This window comes from Allokutzneria albata (assembly GCF_900103775.1).
GTDB lineage: Bacteria > Actinomycetota > Actinomycetes > Mycobacteriales > Pseudonocardiaceae > Allokutzneria > Allokutzneria albata.
Genome location: NZ_LT629701.1, coordinates 7021050 through 7035704, shown reverse-complemented (window position 1 = coordinate 7035704; position 14655 = coordinate 7021050). Strand labels below are relative to the sequence as shown.

Here is a 14655-nt window from a genome sequence, read left to right as displayed (position 1 = left end):
AAGCTCCCCGAACGTGAGCATCGAGACCCGCGCGACCGCCGCCACCAGCGACGCGGACGCCCTCAACCCGGCCGTCGACCCGGAAGCCGCCGCCACCGCGGCCGCAGCGGCGCTGGCCCAGCGCACCGGGACCGACCGGCACGACATCGCCGTCATCCTCGGTTCCGGCTGGCGACCGGCCGCCGACATGATCGGCGACCTCGTCTCCGAGATCCCCATGGGCGAGCTGCCCGGTTTCGCGGCGCCCAGCGTCGCGGGGCACGGCGGCACCGTCCGGTCCGTGCGGATCGGCGAGAAGCGCGTGCTGGTGATGCTCGGCCGCACGCACTACTACGAGGGCAAGGGCATCCCGCAGACCGTGCACGGGGTGCGCACCGCGACCGCGGCGGGCTGCACCACCGTCGTGCTGACCAACGCCGCGGGCGGCCTGCGCCAGGGCATGCAGGTCGGCCAGCCCGTGCTGATCAGCGACCACCTGAACCTGACCGCGGCGTCCCCGCTGGTCGGCGCCCGGTTCGTGGACCTGACCGACCTCTACTCCAGCCGGCTGCGCGGGGTGGCCAGGGAGATCGACGCGACGCTGGAGGAAGGCGTCTACGCCGGCCTGCCCGGACCGCACTTCGAGACCCCGGCCGAGATCCGCATGCTGCGCACGCTGGGCGCCGACCTGGTCGGCATGTCCACCGTGCTGGAGGCCATCGCCGCGCGCGCCGCGGGCGCGGAGGTCTTCGGCCTGTCCCTGGTCACGAACCTGGCGGCGGGCATCACCGGGGAGCCGCTGAACCACGAAGAGGTGCTGGAGGCCGGTCGGGACGCCGCGAGCCGGATGGGCACGCTGCTGCGCGAGCTGGTGAGCCGGGCGTGAGCCTGTCCCCCGAGCTGCGCGACCGCGCGTTCCGTTGGATCGCCGACGACCTCGACCCGGCCGACCGCGAGGAGATGCAGCGGCTGCTCGGCAAGGCCATGGTCGGCGAACAGGAGGCGATCGACGAGCTGGCGGACCGGATGCGCGCGCCGCTGAGCTTCGGCACCGCCGGGCTGCGCGGACCGGTGCGCCCGGGGCCGAACGGCATGAACCGCGCCGTCGTGGTGCGCACCACGGCCGGGCTCGGCGACTGGCTCGCCGCATCGGGGAAGTCCCGTGGCGTTGTCGTCGTCGGACGCGACGCGCGGCACGGATCGGAGCAGTTCCACCGCGATGTCGCCGGGGTGCTCACCGCGGCCGGGTTCGACGTGCGCGTCCTGCCCCGCCCGCTGCCCACCCCGGTGCTGGCCTTCGCCGTGCGGAAGCTGAACGCGGTGGCCGGTGTCCAGGTCACCGCGTCGCACAACCCCCCTGCCGACAACGGGTACAAGGTCTACCTCGACGCGGGTTCGCAGATCGTGCCGCCCGCCGACCGCGAGATCGAGGCCGCCATCGCCAAGGTCGGCGCGGCCGTCGTCGTTCCCACCGCGGAAGGCTGGACGACGCTCGGCGAGGACCTTGTTCAGTCCTATGTGGACCGAGCGGCGAGCCTGCCCAGGAGCCCGGAGCGGGCGTTGCGGATCGCGGCGACCACGCTGCACGGCGTCGGTGCGGCGACCCTGCGGGAAGTGTTGGCGAGCGCGGGTTTCACCGACGTGCACCTGGTCGCGGAACAAGAACAGCCTGATCCGGACTTCCCCACCGTGAGCTTCCCGAACCCGGAGGAACCGGGCGCCGCCGATCTGCTGCTGCAGCTAGCGTCCACTGTGGACGCTGACGTGGCCGTGGCGCTCGACCCGGACGCGGACCGGTGCGCGCTCGGCGTGCGGGAGCGCGACGGTTCCTGGCGGATGCTGCGCGGCGACGAGACCGGGGCGCTGCTCGGCGAGCGCGTTCTGTCTACTTTGGACAGGTCTGTGCACCCGGACCCGTTGGTGGCGGCCACGATCGTCTCCTCGGAGCTGCTGCGCTCGGTGGCGGCGAAGCACAACGCCCGCTACGACGAGACGCTGACCGGCTTCAAGTGGCTGGTGCGCGCCGGTGACGGGAACGGCACCGGGCTGGTCTACGCCTACGAAGAGGCGATCGGCCACTGCGTCGACCCGGATGTGGTGCGGGACAAGGACGGCATCAGCGCCGCCGTGCTCGCGTGCGACCTGGCGGCGTCGCTGAAGGTGTCCGGGCGGTCGCTGCTCGACGCGTTGGACGACCTCGCCGTCGCGCACGGCCTGCACCTGACCGACCAGGTGTCACTGCGGGTGCAGGACCTCGGGGTGATCGGCCGGACCATGGCTCGCCTGCGTGCCGAGCCACCGGCCGAGCTGGCCGGGACGGCCGTCACGGTCTCGGATCTGCGCCCGAAGGCGGACGTGCTGACGATGCGCGGCCCCGGGCTGCGCGTCCTGGTCAGGCCCTCCGGCACCGAGCCGAAGGTCAAGGCGTACTTGGAGATCGTCGAGCCGGTGGCCGGCGCGGCGGAACTCGACGATGCGCGCAAGCGCGGCCGGGAAAGGCTTTCGGCGCTGCGCGAGGAGATCTCCGCACTGCTCGGCTGATGCGAGGTCGCGCAGGTCCCCGTACCTGCGCGACCTCGGTGGTTCAACCGTTGAGCAGGCCCATCATCTGCTCGCCGTAGCGCGTGCCCGCGACCTGGTCGGCCGGGACGGCGGAGGCGATCCGGGCGAGCTCGTCCTGGCTCAACTCGATCTCCACGGCCGCGACGTTCTCCTCAAGGTACTTGCGGCGCTTGGTGCCCGGGATCGGCACCACGTCCTCGCCCTGGTTCTGCACCCACGCCAGCGCGAGCTGCCCGGGGGTGACGCCGCGGGCGTCCGCGAGCTCCCGCACCGCCTCGACGATGGCGATGTTCTTCGCCAGGTTCTCCTCGCTGAACCGCGGCTGGCCGACGACGCGGAAGTCCTCGCGGTCGAAGTCGCTCGGCTTGGTGAAGCGGCCGGTGAGGAAGCCGCGGCCGAGCGGGGAGTACGGCACGATGCCGATCCCCAGCTCGCGGCAGGTGGGCACGACCTCGTCCTCGATCTCGCGCGTCCACAGCGACCACTCGGTCTGCACCGCGGTGATCGGGTGCACCGCGTGCGCGCGGCGGATGGTGGCCGCGCTCGCCTCGGAGAGGCCGAGGTAGCGGACCTTGCCCTCGGCGACCAGTTCCGCCATGGCGCCGACGGTCTCCTCGATGGGCGTCTTCGGGTCGACCCGGTGCTGGTAGTACAGGTCGATGTGGTCGAGGCCGAGCCGCTTCAGCGACGCCTCCGCCGCCTGCCGCACGTAGGCGGCATCACCTCGGACACCGCGCGTGTGCGGGTCGGCGGTGCGCACGATGCCGAACTTGGTGGCCAGCACGACCTGGTCGCGGCGGTCGGCGATGGCGCGGCCGACCAGCTCCTCGTTGCGGTGCGGGCCGTAGATGTCGGCGGTGTCCAGGAACCGCACCCCGAGCTCGATGGCCCGGTGGATCGTGGCGATCGACTCCTGGTCGTCCGTCTCGCCGTAGAACTCGCTCATCCCCATGCACCCGAGGCCCTGCGCTGAGACCTCGAGCATGCCGAGTCGGCGGGTGGGCAGCTTGCTCATGCTGTCGCCTCCTGGGCGAGCGGGGTCAGCTCGGCGACCCGCCGCTCGACCATCTCATAGTTGTCGATCTTGTAGTCCAGTGTGCTCAGGCACATCTGCAGCTCCGCGATGCGCTCGCGCACGGCGGCACGCTGTTCCAGCAGGATCTGCTTGCGCGAGCCCGCGCTGGCCGCGCCGAAGTGCCGCAGCCTGGCGTACTCGCACATCAGGCGGATCGGCATCCCGGTCATCCGCAGGCAGGACAGGAACCCCAGCCAGCCGAGGTCGTCCTCGGAGTAGCTGCGCCTGCCGCCCGAGTCGCGGGCCGGTGGGTCGATCAGCCCGATGCGTTCGTAGTACCGGAGGGTGTCCATGGACAGCCCAGTGTGTTCGGCGGCTTCGGCGATCGAGTAGCTCACGGGGACGACGGTAGAAGTTGGAGTGCGCTCCAGGTCAAGCTCACCCTGCGGAAATCAGCCCGCTAGCGCTTGGCGGTTGCCCACTTCTCGAACCGGACCGCGACGTCGGCCACGTCCAGTTCGCCCCGCCCGACCTCGCGGACGACCTCGAGGGCGTCGTCCTCGTCGGCGTCGATCCACCAGCCGTTGATGTCGCAGAGGGTCACCGCGGCCACCCAGGCCAGCCGCCAGTTGCCCTCGACGAGCGGACGGGTGCAGACGATGGAGTCCAGCATCGCCGCGGCCTTGAGCCAGAGCGTTCCGTACGCCTCGACCCCGAGCACCGCGGCGCGGGGACGGTGCGCGGCGGCGTCGAGCAGGCCGACGTCGCGCACGACAAGGTCACCGCCGGTCACGGCGGTTGCCAGCACCAGCAGGTCGCTGGCGTCCAGGTAGGAGATCACTCGGCCTTTTTCCCGGGGTCGACGTAGCTGGCGGCACCGGTGCGAACCACGGTCACCGCGCTGTCTGACGATATCGGGGGTCACTGACAGTGGACGCCCGATCGGCCATTCGGGCTGCCGTGCATAGAGGACTTGAATCTCACGGGAATCCGCGCGTTTTCTCAGGCGCGGCAACGTAAATTGGCCTGTTCGCCAGGTGTGCTGATCGCTGGTTCAGGTGGGGCCGAGACGGTCGAGCAGGGTGCCGTACCGGGGCATCACCCGCGCCAGCACCTCGGTCAGCTGACGCTCCTTGTGCAGCCGCGACCACCGGTCGGCGAGCGCGAGGCGCACGATGTCCTGCTTGGACCGGCCCTCGGCGGCGGCGAGCTCGTCGAGTTGCCGATTCTCGTCCTCGGTCAACCGCAGCGTCATAGCCATGCGCGGGATGGTACCGCCGTGGTATCACAGATCACCAGGGTCACGTGCGGCGCCGACGTTTTAAAACAGTGTTCCGTTATCCTGGCCGGGTGCCACGACCCAAGGTTCACGACGAGGCGCTGCGCGCCCGCCTGCTCGACCGCGCCGCGGAAACGCTGTCCACGGACGGTCCGGACGGGCTGAGCCTGCGCAAGCTCGCCGCCGACGCGGGGACCTCCACCACCGCGGTGTACTCGCTCTTCGGCGGCAAGCCGGCCCTGCTGCGGGAGCTGTACCTGGAGGCGTTCCGCCGGTTCGGCGAGCGGCTGTCCACCGTGGAGAACTCGGGGAACCCGGTCGAGGACCTGGTCCGGCTCGGCCTCGCCTACCGGGAGAGCGCGCGGGCCGATCCGCACCTGTACGCGATCATGTTCTCCACCGTCGTGCCCGGGTTCGAACCGGACCAGGAAGCCATCCGGCAGGCCGTCGCCACCCTGCGACCGCTGATGGACATGGTGGCCGCGGGCATCGCCTCCGGTCACTTCGCCGGCTACCGGGCCGAGGAGATCGCGGTCGGATCGTGGGGACTGGTGCACGGCTTGGTCTCCCTGGAAGTGCGGGGCCACCTGCCGCCGGGGATCGACGTCACGGCCAACTTCGAGACCGTGCTCCGGGCGCAGGCGCGCGGCTGGTGCACCGCGCCGGAATAGCGGTGGGGCCCGGGATACCCCGCCGCCAACGGTTCCCCGAGCCCCACCAGGACTGTCCGACTCAGGACAGCCCGTCCTTGCGCACCCTCACCGGAGTCCGTTGTCGAGTGCGGTCATCAGCGTTCCGTCGTCGCCGTCCAGTGACCAGATCATGGCTCCGCCAAGCCCTTTCGCCTTGACGTACTCCATCTTCTTGCCGATCACCCACGCGTCGTCGAACGACCACCACTGACCGTTGGCGAACGCGTAGGCGGCCACGGCCTGCTCGTCGTGGTGGACGGTCGGGAACTGCGCCTTCAGGTTCTTGTAGGCGCGCGTCCCCGCTTCGACGGGGAAGTCGCCGGGAGCGGCGCCGTTGGCGGCCTGCCACTCCCCCTTCTTGCCGCCGTCGGTCACCTGCTGCCAGCCGCGGCCGTAGAACGGCACGCCCAGCACGAGCTTCTTCGGGTCGACACCGGCGTCGGTGTAGATCTTCAACGCCACGTCGACGCTGAACTTGGTGGTGTACGGGTCGTCGACGTCGGTGTGCAGGTTCGCGTGGTGGCCCGTGCGGTTGGGCTCCCACGAGTTGTCGCTGCCCGCCCCGTGGAAGTCGTAGCCCTGGAAGTTGAACAGGTCCAGGCTGTTGGCCACTCTGGCCATCTCCCAGCCCGCCGAGGCCAGCGCGGGCGCGGCCGGGGTGAAGGCGGTCAGCAGGTACTTCTTGCCGGCCGAGGCGCCGAGCGCGTCGAGCTGACGGCGGAACTCCTCGATCAGCAGCGAGTTGTTGACCTTGTCCTCGGGACCGAAGTGGTTGCCCGGGTGGCCGTCCGCGCCCGGCCACTCCCAGTCGAGGTCGAAACCGTCGAAGATGTTCGCGCCGCTGCCCGGTCCGCCCATGTCGTAGTGCCTGGGCAGGTTCCCCTTGATGTACATGTCGATGCAGGAGGAGACGAGCTTCTTGCGCGAGGCGTCGGTCCTGGCCGCGTCGGAGAAGAACTTCGAGTACGTCCAGCCGCCGAGGGACAGCAGCACCTTCAGGTGGGGGTGCTTGGCCTTGAGCTTGCGCAGCTGGTTGAAGTTGCCCTTCAGCGGTCCCGCCCCGGCCCAGCCGCCGTCCCCGGCGCCGTCCACGCTCTGCGCGGCGTCGAAGGGCCAGACGTAGTCGGCCGTGGAGTCACCCGCGCCGGTTCCCTGGTCGGGGTCGGCCGGGTTGGAGCTGGTCGGTTTGGTGACCGCGAAGCACGTCAGCTCCGTCGGGTGGATGTTGGCGAAGGAGTAGTTCAGGTGGGTGAGCTTCGCCGCGGCCCCCGAGGTGTCGAGGTTCTTGATGAAGAACTTCCGCTCGTAGATGCCCCACTGCGGGAAGTAGCCGACCCGGACGCGCCCGCCGGGCGGTTCGGTTCCGGGCTTCCCGGTCCGCCCCGACACGGAAGTGCTTTGCGCAGAGGCGTTTCCGGCTCCGTCCTTGGCGCGGACGGTGAACGTGTAGTCGGTCTCGGGGGTCAGTCCGCTCGCGGTGAAGGTGGTGTCGGGGGTGCTTCCCACCGAGGTCCCGCCACGGAAGACCTCGTAGCCCGTCACTCCCACGTTGTCCGTGGAAGCGTTCCACCGCAACGAGATCGTGTTGGCGCTCGTACCGGAGACGGTGAGGCCGGACGGCACGCTGGGCGCCTCGGTGTCCGGCGCGCCGCCTTCGCAGGGTTGGCCGCCGAGGCGGCAGTTCAGCGGGCTGCCGTTGCCGATCCCGTTGAACCCGAAGGAAACCGAGGCTCCGACGCCGACGGCGCCGTTGTAGTCGCGGTTGGTGAAGGAGTAGCGGTCGCCGGTGCGGGTGAGCAGGGAGTCCCAGTACGCGCCGACGCTCGTTCCGGCCGGCAGGTCGAACTCGACCTTCCACCCGTTCAGCGCGGTCGCGCCGCCGTTGGTGATCGTGACCAGGCCGGTGAAACCACCGTCCCAGCTGGAGCTCTTGGTGAACGTCGCCGTAGGGGTCGTCGCGGCGTGCGCAGGGGTGGTCGCGAGCCCGAGCACGACGGTGAGGCTCGCGCAGAGCGCGAGCGCAGGCTGCCATCGCTTGCGGTACATGATCGATCGCTCCAAAGGTGCAGGGCGGCGGAGCGGAATCGTTGTTCGCGGATGTGTACAGCAGACGATGTGGTCCAGACCACAGCGCCGTCAAGGTCTAGACCACTGACCTCACTCGAACGGCCCAGCCTTGACCGGAGGGGACGCGCACGCCAAGATCGACCTCGCTATATGTTTTTAAAGTATCCGGGGGGCGGACGATGACCGGGACCGACCGCGGGGCGGGATCAGACCGCGCCGTACTGGCGGTCCCCCGCGTCGCCGAGCCCGGGAACGATGAAGCCGGAGTCGTTCAGCCGCTCGTCCACGCTCGCCGTGACCACGCGCACCGGCAGGTTCGCCGCCTCCAGGGTGCGCAGCCCTTCCGGCGCGGCCAGCGTGCACACCGCGGTGACGTCGGTGGCGCCGCGATCGGTGAGCAGCGTGATCGTGTGCACCATCGAGCCACCGGTGGCGAGCATCGGGTCGAGCACCAGCACCGGACGGCCCGCCAGGTCCTCCGGCAGGGAGACCATGTACGGCGTCGGCTGCAGGGTCTCCTCGTCGCGGGCCAGGCCCACGAAACCCATCTGCGCGTCCGGGATCAGCTTGTGCGCCTGGTCGGCCATGCCGAGGCCCGCGCGCAGCACCGGGACCAGCAGCGGCGGGTTCGCCAGCCGGAAACCCGTCGTCCTGGCCACCGGGGTGTGGATGCGCTCCTCCGCGAGGGGCGCCTCCCGCATGGCCTCGTAGATCAGCATGACGGTCAGCTCGTGCAGGGCGGCGCGGAAGGCCGCGCTGTCGGTGCGGGCGTCACGCATGGTGGTGAGCCGGGCCTTGGCCAGCGGGTGTTCGACGACGAGCACGTCCATGACCACAGACGTTAGCCGGAGAAGGGGTACCGATGTACGACGTGATCTACCGCGAGGCGCGGCACCGGATCATCGGGATCGCGCGCACGCTGGACGACGAGCAGCTGGAGCGCCCGGTTGCCGCCTGTCCGGAATGGACCGTCCGGGCGCTGCTGGCGCACCTGGCCGGAGTCGCCCACGACGCCGCGACCGGGCGGCTCGACGGGGCGCCGGGCAGGAAGTGGACGGAGCGGCACGTCGATGAGCGGGTGGGCAGGCCGGTCGCGGACAACCTCGCGGAGTGGGAGGGCTTCGGCGCGCGGCTGGACAAGCACCTGCGCTCGGAGAACGCCCAGCTCCAACTGGTGCACGACATCACCCAGCACGAGGCGGACCTGCGCACGGCGCTCGGACTGGAGCGGCTGCCGGACACGGCGTGGCGGCCGATGCTGGAGCACATCGGCAGCGTCGTCGGCGGCTACCACGAGCAGCCCTGGGCGCTGGTCGTGCGCGCGGGCGGTTCGGAGTGGCGCATCGGCGAGGGCGAGCCCGCCGCGACGGTGGAGGCGGAGCCGTTCGAACTGTGGCGCGGGTTCTTCGGCCGCCGCAGTCCCGAGCAGATGCGCGCGTGGACCTGGGACCGCGCCCCGGAGCCGGAGCACCTGCACGCCATCCCGGTCTTCCCGGCGCGCGCGGATGCGTTGGTGGAGAACTAAATCGAGGGTCCACCGGTGGCGCGTCCGGTGGACCCTCGGGTCTAGCCCGGCCTGCCTGAGCACACCGGCTACTCCACAGTAACCGGCGGCGACGTGAGCCACCAACGACTTGATGAACACTTAAGAAAAGGAATCACCGAATGGCCTATTGGCGAGCCCGCGACCTGCGGTGGCCGCGCTCTCATCCCGCTCACCCGGATGTGACCAGTGCCATCACCGCGCACCCCCGCTGACCGGCGCCTCCCCGGCACGCGGGCGCTGAGCTGCGCCGATGAGCTGTCCACAGGTCCAGCTCGACCGGCTGGACGCGCGGTGACCTGGCCCTAGACTCCTGGCCATGGCCGCACCGTCACCGCCGACGGCTGCCGAGTCCGCGGACACCCCCGCGACCCGCCAGTCGCCGCACATCCCGGGACTTCCCCCAGAGCTGGCAGACGCCACCAGGGACGACGCCGCGCTGCGTCGGTTCCTGCACGGACTGCCCGGCGTCGACCAGGTCGGACTGGAGCAACGCGCCGCGACGCTCGCCACGCGCAGCATCAAGAAGGCGTCCAAGCTCTGGGCGATCGACACCGCCATCAGGATGGTCGACCTGACCACCCTGGAAGGCGCGGACACCACGGGCAAGGTCAGCTCGCTGTGCGCCAAGGCGCGCCGCCCCGACCCCGAGCGCCCCGACGTGCCGCAGGTCGCCGCCATCTGCGTCTACCCGGACATGGTGGAGACGGCGGTGCGCGAGCTGAAGGGCGCCGACATCGGCGTGGCCAGCGTGGCGACCGCGTTCCCCTCCGGCCGCTCCTCCCTGGCGATCAAGCTGGAGGACACCAGGATCGCGGTGGACGCGGGCGCGACCGAGATCGACATGGTGATCGACCGGGGCGCGTTCCTCTCCGGCCGCTACGGCCAGGTCTACGAGGAGATCGTCGCCGTCAAGCAGGCGTGCGGGGACGCGCACCTCAAGGTCATCCTGGAGACCGGCGAGCTGTCGACCTACGACAACGTGCGCCGCGCGTCCTGGCTGGCGCTGCTCGCGGGCGGTGACTTCATCAAGACCTCGACCGGCAAGGTCTCCCCCGCGGCGACGCTCCCGGTGACGCACCTGATGCTGCAGGCCGTCCGCGACTGGCGGACGCAGACCGGGCAGCTGCGCGGGGTCAAGCCCGCGGGCGGCATCCGCGCCACCAAGGACGCCATGCGCTACCTCGTCGCCGTGCACGAGGTGGCGGGCGAGGAGTGGCTCGACCCGAAGCTGTTCCGCTTCGGCGCGTCCAGCCTGCTCAACGACCTGCTGATGCAGCGGCGGACCCAGCTTGAGGGCCACTACAGCGGCCCGGACTATGTGACGGTGGACTGAGATGACACAGCTCTGGGAGTACTCCCCGGCACCGGAGTCGCGGGATATCGCCAACCTCAAGCCGAACTACCGGATGTTCGTCGACGGCCAGTTCGTCGAGGGCGAGGGCGAGCCGCTGAAGACGGTCAACCCGTCGACCGAGGAGGTGCTGGCCGAGGTCAGCACGGCCTCCAGCGCGGACGTGGACCGCGCCGTCAAGGCCGCGCGCCGCGCCTACGACAAGGTGTGGGGCCGGATGCCCGGCAGCGAGCGGGCCAAGTACCTGTTCCGCATCGCGCGGCTGATCCAGGAGCGCGGCCGCGAGCTCGCGGTGCTGGAGAGCCTGGACAACGGCAAGCCGATCAAGGAGTCGCGCGACGTCGACGTGCCGACCGCGGCCGCGCACTTCTTCTACCACGCGGGCTGGGCGGACAAGCTCGACTTCGCGGGCTACGGGCCCGACCCGAAGCCGCTCGGCGTGGCCGGTCAGGTCATCCCGTGGAACTTCCCGCTGCTGATGCTGGCGTGGAAGATCGCGCCCGCGCTGGCGTGCGGCAACACCGTGGTGCTCAAGCCGGCCGAGACCACCCCGCTCACCGCGCTGGTCTTCGCCGAGATCTGCCAGCAGGCCGGACTGCCCGCGGGCGTGGTGAACATCCTGCCCGGCGCCGGTGACGTCGGCGCGGAGATCGTCAACCACGCGGGCATCAACAAGATCGCCTTCACCGGCTCCACCGAGGTGGGCAAGCTGATCCAGCGTTCGCTGGCCGGGACGGGCAAGAAGCTCACCCTGGAGCTGGGCGGCAAGGCCGCGAACATCGTCTTCGACGACGCCCCGGTGGACCAGGCCGTCGAGGGCATCGTCAACGGCATCTTCTTCAACCAGGGCCACGTCTGCTGCGCCGGTTCCCGGCTGCTGGTCCAGGAGTCCATTGTGGACGAAGTGATGGAGAAGCTGCGCTACCGCGTCTCCACGCTGCGCATCGGCGACGCGCTGGACAAGAACACCGACATCGGCGCGATCAACTCCAAGGAGCAGCTCGCCAGGATCCGCGAGCTGACCGAGTCCGGCGAGGCCGAGGGCGCCGACCGCTGGTCCAGCTCGTGCCCGTTGCCGGACAAGGGTTTCTTCTTCGCCCCCACCGTGTTCTCCAACGTGCACCAGGCCATGCGGATCGCCCGCGAGGAGATCTTCGGCCCGGTGCTGTCGGTGCTGACCTTCCGCACCCCGGACGAGGCGGTCGCCAAGGCGAACAACACCCCGTACGGCCTGTCCGCGGGGATCTGGACCGAGAAGGGGTCGCGGATCCTGTGGATGTCCCAGAAGCTGCGGGCCGGTGTGGTGTGGGCGAACACCTTCAACCGGTTCGACCCCACCGCCCCGTTCGGCGGCTACCAGGAGTCCGGTTTCGGTCGCGAGGGCGGCCGCGCGGGACTGGAGGCGTATCTCGATGTCTGACGGGCGTATCGGCGTGACCAAGACCTACAAGCTGTACGTGGGCGGGAAGTTCCCGCGCTCGGAGTCCGGGCGGGTCTACCCGGTCAACGACGCCAAGGGCACCTTCCTGGCCAACGCCGCGCACGCGTCGCGCAAGGACGTCAGGGACGCGGTCGCCGCGGCCCGCAAGGCGTTCCCCGGCTGGTCCGGCGCGACCGCGTACAACCGCGGCCAGGTGCTCTACCGGGTCGCGGAGATGCTGGAGGGCAGGCGGGAGCAGTTCATCGCGGAGGTCTGCGCCGCGGAGAACGTGAACGCGAAGAAGGCCGAGTCCATTGTGGACGCGGCAGTGGACCGGTGGGTCTGGTACGCGGGGTGGACCGACAAGGTCGCCTCGGTGCTCGGCGCGTCCAACCCCGTCGCCGGGCCGTACTTCTCCTTCTCGGTGCCCGAGCCCACCGGCGTCGTCGGCGTGCTCGCGCCGCAGACGTCCTCGCTGCTCGGCCTGGTGAGCGTGGTCGCGCCGGTGATCGCCACCGGCAACACCTGCGTCGTGGTGTCCAGCCACCACCGCCCGCTGCCCGCCGTCACGCTGTCGGAGGTCATGGCGACCTCGGACCTGCCCGGCGGCGTGGTGAACCTGCTGACCGGCAACGCCGCGGAGCTGGGCCCGTGGCTGGCCTCGCACGCCGACGTCAACGCGCTCGACCTGTGCGGCGCGCCCGAGGTGATCCGCGCCGAGCTGGAGCGCACCGCCGCGGGCACGGTCAAGCGGGTGCTGCGCGCGTCGGCCAAGGAGCCGGACTGGACGCGGCGGCCCGACATCACCAGGCTGCGCGCGTACCTGGAGCACAAGACGGTCTGGCACCCGATGGGAGTCTGATCCGTCGCCTCGGCCACGATGTGCCCTGCGGTCCTCGGATCGCGGGGCACATCGTTTTCGAAGGGGTTGTCCAAGGTGGAAGAGCTCGACGCCGGCGGCATCGCCGAAGTGATCGCGGCCATGCTCCGTGAGTCGCACAACCTGCGCACCGAGCGCACCGGCACCGTCGTGGCGCTGACCGACCTCGACCTGGAGATCGCCGTCGAGGAGCCGGAGCACGATCCGGCGGGCGCCTACGTACGGCTGCCCTTAGGGGTGCGCTGCACCGCCTGGGAGGAGGGCTACGCCTGGGACCAGGCCGTCGGCGTGCGCTCCGCCGAGGCCCACCCGCTCGCCGACGCGCTGATGTCCTGGGTGGACAACGTGCTGCCGGTCTTCATCGCCATCCAGCAGCCCGACCACCCGCTCGCCGACGCCGTGTTCCACCAGCTCGGCGCGGACGGCGAGGGCCGCCCCACCGAGCTGTTCGCCGGTCCGGTGGGCTGGCGCGACTTCGGCGGGATCGACGAGGGCTTCGTCGACGTCGCCCGCCGGCGTCCGCCGACCCTCGTGGTGGCCGAGCGCCTGATGCGCGAGGGCCAGCTGCCCAACCGGCCGGTGTGGTTCTACAGCCTGTGCGGCCGCACGTCCGGCGAGGCCGACGACACCGTCGAGGTCGTCCTGAACAACAACGACGTCAGCGGGCACTTCGTGGACGTCGGGGAGCACCTGCCCTGGGGCTCCGGCCAGGGCACCGTGAAGTCCTGGGCCCTGCTCGTCCCGGCCGCCTGAGCCCCGCCCACACCCTGCCCGGATCGGCGCCCTTCCGCTGAAGGTCGTCCGCCATGACCTCGTGCGGTACCTCCACATCCCGTGTCACAGCTTCCAGATCAGCATGCCTCCTCTCGTGGTCGCCGGGTGGTAGCGGCCGATCCGTCCACCCGTCTCCAACGCGTCGGCGACGCCGCCGAGCAACGCGGCGAGGCCTTCCCATTCGGGCGGGTGGGCGACGCCCCATGTGTGGCTGAAGGCGAACAGGCAGCCGTGCAGCGGCCCGGGACGCAGGTCGACGACGAGGTCGTGGTCGCCGCCGTCGGTGGCGATCGGGACGAACCACGGGTGCCAGCCCGCGCCCGGACTGCCCGCGGGCACGTCGGCCTGCGGACCGGTCGCGTGCCTCCTGGACCACTCCCGCCAGGCGCTCACCGAGCCGACCGGCCGGTACGGGATGTAGCCGTGCGGCAGGACCGGGTGCAGACCGCCGCCGCAGCTGGCCCACCAGTCGTGCAGTTCCTTCGGCAGACGTCGGCCCAGCGCCCGTTCGGCGGCGCGCACGTCCGCCTCGGTCGCGGGTGGCAGCAACTCTCTCGCGGTGGCTGGAGCCCGCACCGTGAGGATGCGGGTGATCCGGTTCCAGCTCCGGGAAACAGTGCTCGATGAACCTGCGGTGCTCGACCCCACGAGCCGGATGCTGGCATGCACCCCTGACAGTCCCGGCCCGTCGCTCCCTCGCTCGCGTGAATCCTGCGTATTCCAGGACAGGGCGGACCACCGTGCGGCAGCCTGGAGCGCATGGTGGAGCAGGGCTTCAAGGTCGATCCGGCCGCGCTGACGAGCTATTCGAGGGCGACACCGCGGCTGGCCGAGGACCTCGGCAAGGTCGGCAGCGCGACGCTGGGGCCGATCACCGCCCTGCCCGCGGACGCGTTCGGCAAGATCGGCGCGGAGGTGGGCATCGGCCAGGCTTTCCAGCAGGCGGCGAAGGCGACCGTCGACGGGCTGGCCGCCGCGTCGGCCGGGCTCAGCGGGCTCGCCACCTCGGTCGCGGGCGCGCTGACGGCGTACCAGCGGCAGGACGCCGACCACGCCGCCATGATGCGCCGAACCCAGGCTCAGGGGTGAT

16 protein-coding genes are annotated in these 14655 nt (G+C 70.8%); 9 read left to right on the top strand and 7 right to left on the bottom strand.

Features of this window, described 5'->3' with window-relative positions:
• Positions 1-112 precede the first annotated feature (112 nt).
• Both BLT28_RS32230 and BLT28_RS32225 read left to right on the top strand, forming a co-directional pair.
• Positions 113-865 (top strand): purine-nucleoside phosphorylase, encoded by a 753-nt coding sequence (locus BLT28_RS32230; RefSeq protein ID WP_030426904.1) that lies wholly within the window; start codon positions 113-115, stop codon positions 863-865.
• Positions 862-2520: a phospho-sugar mutase gene (locus BLT28_RS32225; RefSeq protein ID WP_030426905.1), complete on the top strand. Its 1659-nt coding sequence runs from the start codon at positions 862-864 to the stop codon at positions 2518-2520. The genes BLT28_RS32230 and BLT28_RS32225 overlap by 4 nt, the downstream gene beginning before the upstream one ends.
• Before the next feature lie 43 nt (positions 2521-2563).
• Here BLT28_RS32225 and BLT28_RS32220 read toward each other — a convergent pair whose 3' ends face one another.
• From BLT28_RS32220 to BLT28_RS32205, 4 genes are all read right to left on the bottom strand, one after another.
• Positions 2564-3556 carry an aldo/keto reductase gene (locus BLT28_RS32220; RefSeq protein ID WP_030426906.1) on the bottom strand — a complete coding sequence of 331 codons (993 nt, stop codon included), beginning with the start codon at positions 3554-3556 and terminating at the stop codon, positions 2564-2566.
• A complete protein-coding gene (locus tag BLT28_RS32215; RefSeq protein WP_030426907.1) occupies positions 3553-3954 on the bottom strand; it encodes a MerR family transcriptional regulator in 402 nt (133 codons plus the stop codon). The genes BLT28_RS32220 and BLT28_RS32215 overlap by 4 nt, the downstream gene beginning before the upstream one ends.
• A gap of 62 nt (positions 3955-4016) precedes the next feature.
• Positions 4017-4397, bottom strand: a complete 381-nt coding sequence (locus tag BLT28_RS32210) for a type II toxin-antitoxin system death-on-curing family toxin (RefSeq protein ID WP_030426908.1) — start codon at positions 4395-4397, stop codon at positions 4017-4019.
• A gap of 213 nt (positions 4398-4610) precedes the next feature.
• Positions 4611-4817 carry a ribbon-helix-helix protein, CopG family gene (locus BLT28_RS32205; RefSeq protein WP_030426909.1) on the bottom strand — a complete coding sequence of 69 codons (207 nt, stop codon included), beginning with the start codon at positions 4815-4817 and terminating at the stop codon, positions 4611-4613.
• Between the two features lie 89 nt (positions 4818-4906).
• On the opposite strand from BLT28_RS32205, the gene BLT28_RS32200 reads away from it, so the two are divergent.
• A complete protein-coding gene (locus tag BLT28_RS32200) occupies positions 4907-5506 on the top strand; it encodes a TetR/AcrR family transcriptional regulator (RefSeq protein WP_030426910.1) in 600 nt (199 codons plus the stop codon).
• Positions 5507-5593: 87 nt separating this feature from the next.
• Here the strand turns inward: BLT28_RS32200 and BLT28_RS32195 are convergent, their stop codons facing one another.
• Entirely contained in the window at positions 5594-7573 is a 1980-nt protein-coding gene (locus tag BLT28_RS32195; RefSeq protein ID WP_030426911.1) for a glycosyl hydrolase family 18 protein, read from the bottom strand.
• A gap of 227 nt (positions 7574-7800) precedes the next feature.
• Positions 7801-8424: a uracil phosphoribosyltransferase gene (gene upp / locus BLT28_RS32190; protein ID WP_030426912.1), complete on the bottom strand. Its 624-nt coding sequence runs from the start codon at positions 8422-8424 to the stop codon at positions 7801-7803.
• 32 nt (positions 8425-8456) lie between these two features.
• Between upp and BLT28_RS32185 the strand changes: the two genes are divergently transcribed.
• The 5 genes from BLT28_RS32185 (at position 8457) to BLT28_RS32165 (ending at position 13544) form a co-directional block, all read left to right on the top strand.
• Complete coding sequence (locus BLT28_RS32185; protein ID WP_052406779.1) at positions 8457-9119, top strand: maleylpyruvate isomerase family mycothiol-dependent enzyme; 663 nt, start codon at positions 8457-8459, stop codon at positions 9117-9119.
• Between the two features lie 337 nt (positions 9120-9456).
• Positions 9457-10473, top strand: a complete 1017-nt coding sequence (deoC, locus tag BLT28_RS32180) for a deoxyribose-phosphate aldolase (protein ID WP_081899955.1) — start codon at positions 9457-9459, stop codon at positions 10471-10473.
• A gap of 1 nt (position 10474) precedes the next feature.
• Complete coding sequence (locus BLT28_RS32175; protein WP_030426915.1) at positions 10475-11911, top strand: aldehyde dehydrogenase family protein; 1437 nt, start codon at positions 10475-10477, stop codon at positions 11909-11911.
• Positions 11904-12773 (top strand): aldehyde dehydrogenase family protein, encoded by an 870-nt coding sequence (locus BLT28_RS32170; RefSeq protein WP_030426916.1) that lies wholly within the window; start codon positions 11904-11906, stop codon positions 12771-12773. The genes BLT28_RS32175 and BLT28_RS32170 overlap by 8 nt, the downstream gene beginning before the upstream one ends.
• Positions 12774-12848: 75 nt before the next feature.
• Positions 12849-13544: a hypothetical protein gene (locus BLT28_RS32165; RefSeq protein ID WP_156050433.1), complete on the top strand. Its 696-nt coding sequence runs from the start codon at positions 12849-12851 to the stop codon at positions 13542-13544.
• 84 nt (positions 13545-13628) lie between these two features.
• Here the strand turns inward: BLT28_RS32165 and BLT28_RS32160 are convergent, their stop codons facing one another.
• Positions 13629-14141 (bottom strand): SMI1/KNR4 family protein, encoded by a 513-nt coding sequence (locus tag BLT28_RS32160; protein ID WP_162184782.1) that lies wholly within the window; start codon positions 14139-14141, stop codon positions 13629-13631.
• A 183-nt stretch (positions 14142-14324) separates the two neighbouring features.
• Between BLT28_RS32160 and BLT28_RS32155 the strand changes: the two genes are divergently transcribed.
• Positions 14325-14654, top strand: coding sequence for a type VII secretion target (locus tag BLT28_RS32155; RefSeq protein ID WP_052406781.1), 330 nt, complete (start codon positions 14325-14327; stop codon positions 14652-14654).
• Position 14655 lies beyond the last annotated feature (1 nt).

Excerpts from the sequence above, each read along its gene's own strand:
- BLT28_RS32220 (WP_030426906.1), bottom strand. The coding sequence starts at position 3,556 with ATGAGCAAGCTGCCCACCCGCCGACTCGGCATGCTCGAGGTCTCAGCG.
- BLT28_RS32205 (WP_030426909.1), bottom strand. The coding sequence starts at position 4,817 with ATGGCTATGACGCTGCGGTTGACCGAGGACGAGAATCGGCAACTCGAC.
- BLT28_RS32195 (WP_030426911.1), bottom strand. The coding sequence starts at position 7,573 with ATGTACCGCAAGCGATGGCAGCCTGCGCTCGCGCTCTGCGCGAGCCTC.
- upp (WP_030426912.1), bottom strand. The coding sequence starts at position 8,424 with ATGGACGTGCTCGTCGTCGAACACCCGCTGGCCAAGGCCCGGCTCACC.
- BLT28_RS32185 (WP_052406779.1), top strand. The coding sequence starts at position 8,457 with ATGTACGACGTGATCTACCGCGAGGCGCGGCACCGGATCATCGGGATC.
- deoC (WP_081899955.1), top strand. The coding sequence starts at position 9,457 with ATGGCCGCACCGTCACCGCCGACGGCTGCCGAGTCCGCGGACACCCCC.
- BLT28_RS32175 (WP_030426915.1), top strand. The coding sequence starts at position 10,475 with ATGACACAGCTCTGGGAGTACTCCCCGGCACCGGAGTCGCGGGATATC.
- BLT28_RS32170 (WP_030426916.1), top strand. The coding sequence starts at position 11,904 with ATGTCTGACGGGCGTATCGGCGTGACCAAGACCTACAAGCTGTACGTG.
- BLT28_RS32155 (WP_052406781.1), top strand. The coding sequence starts at position 14,325 with ATGGTGGAGCAGGGCTTCAAGGTCGATCCGGCCGCGCTGACGAGCTAT.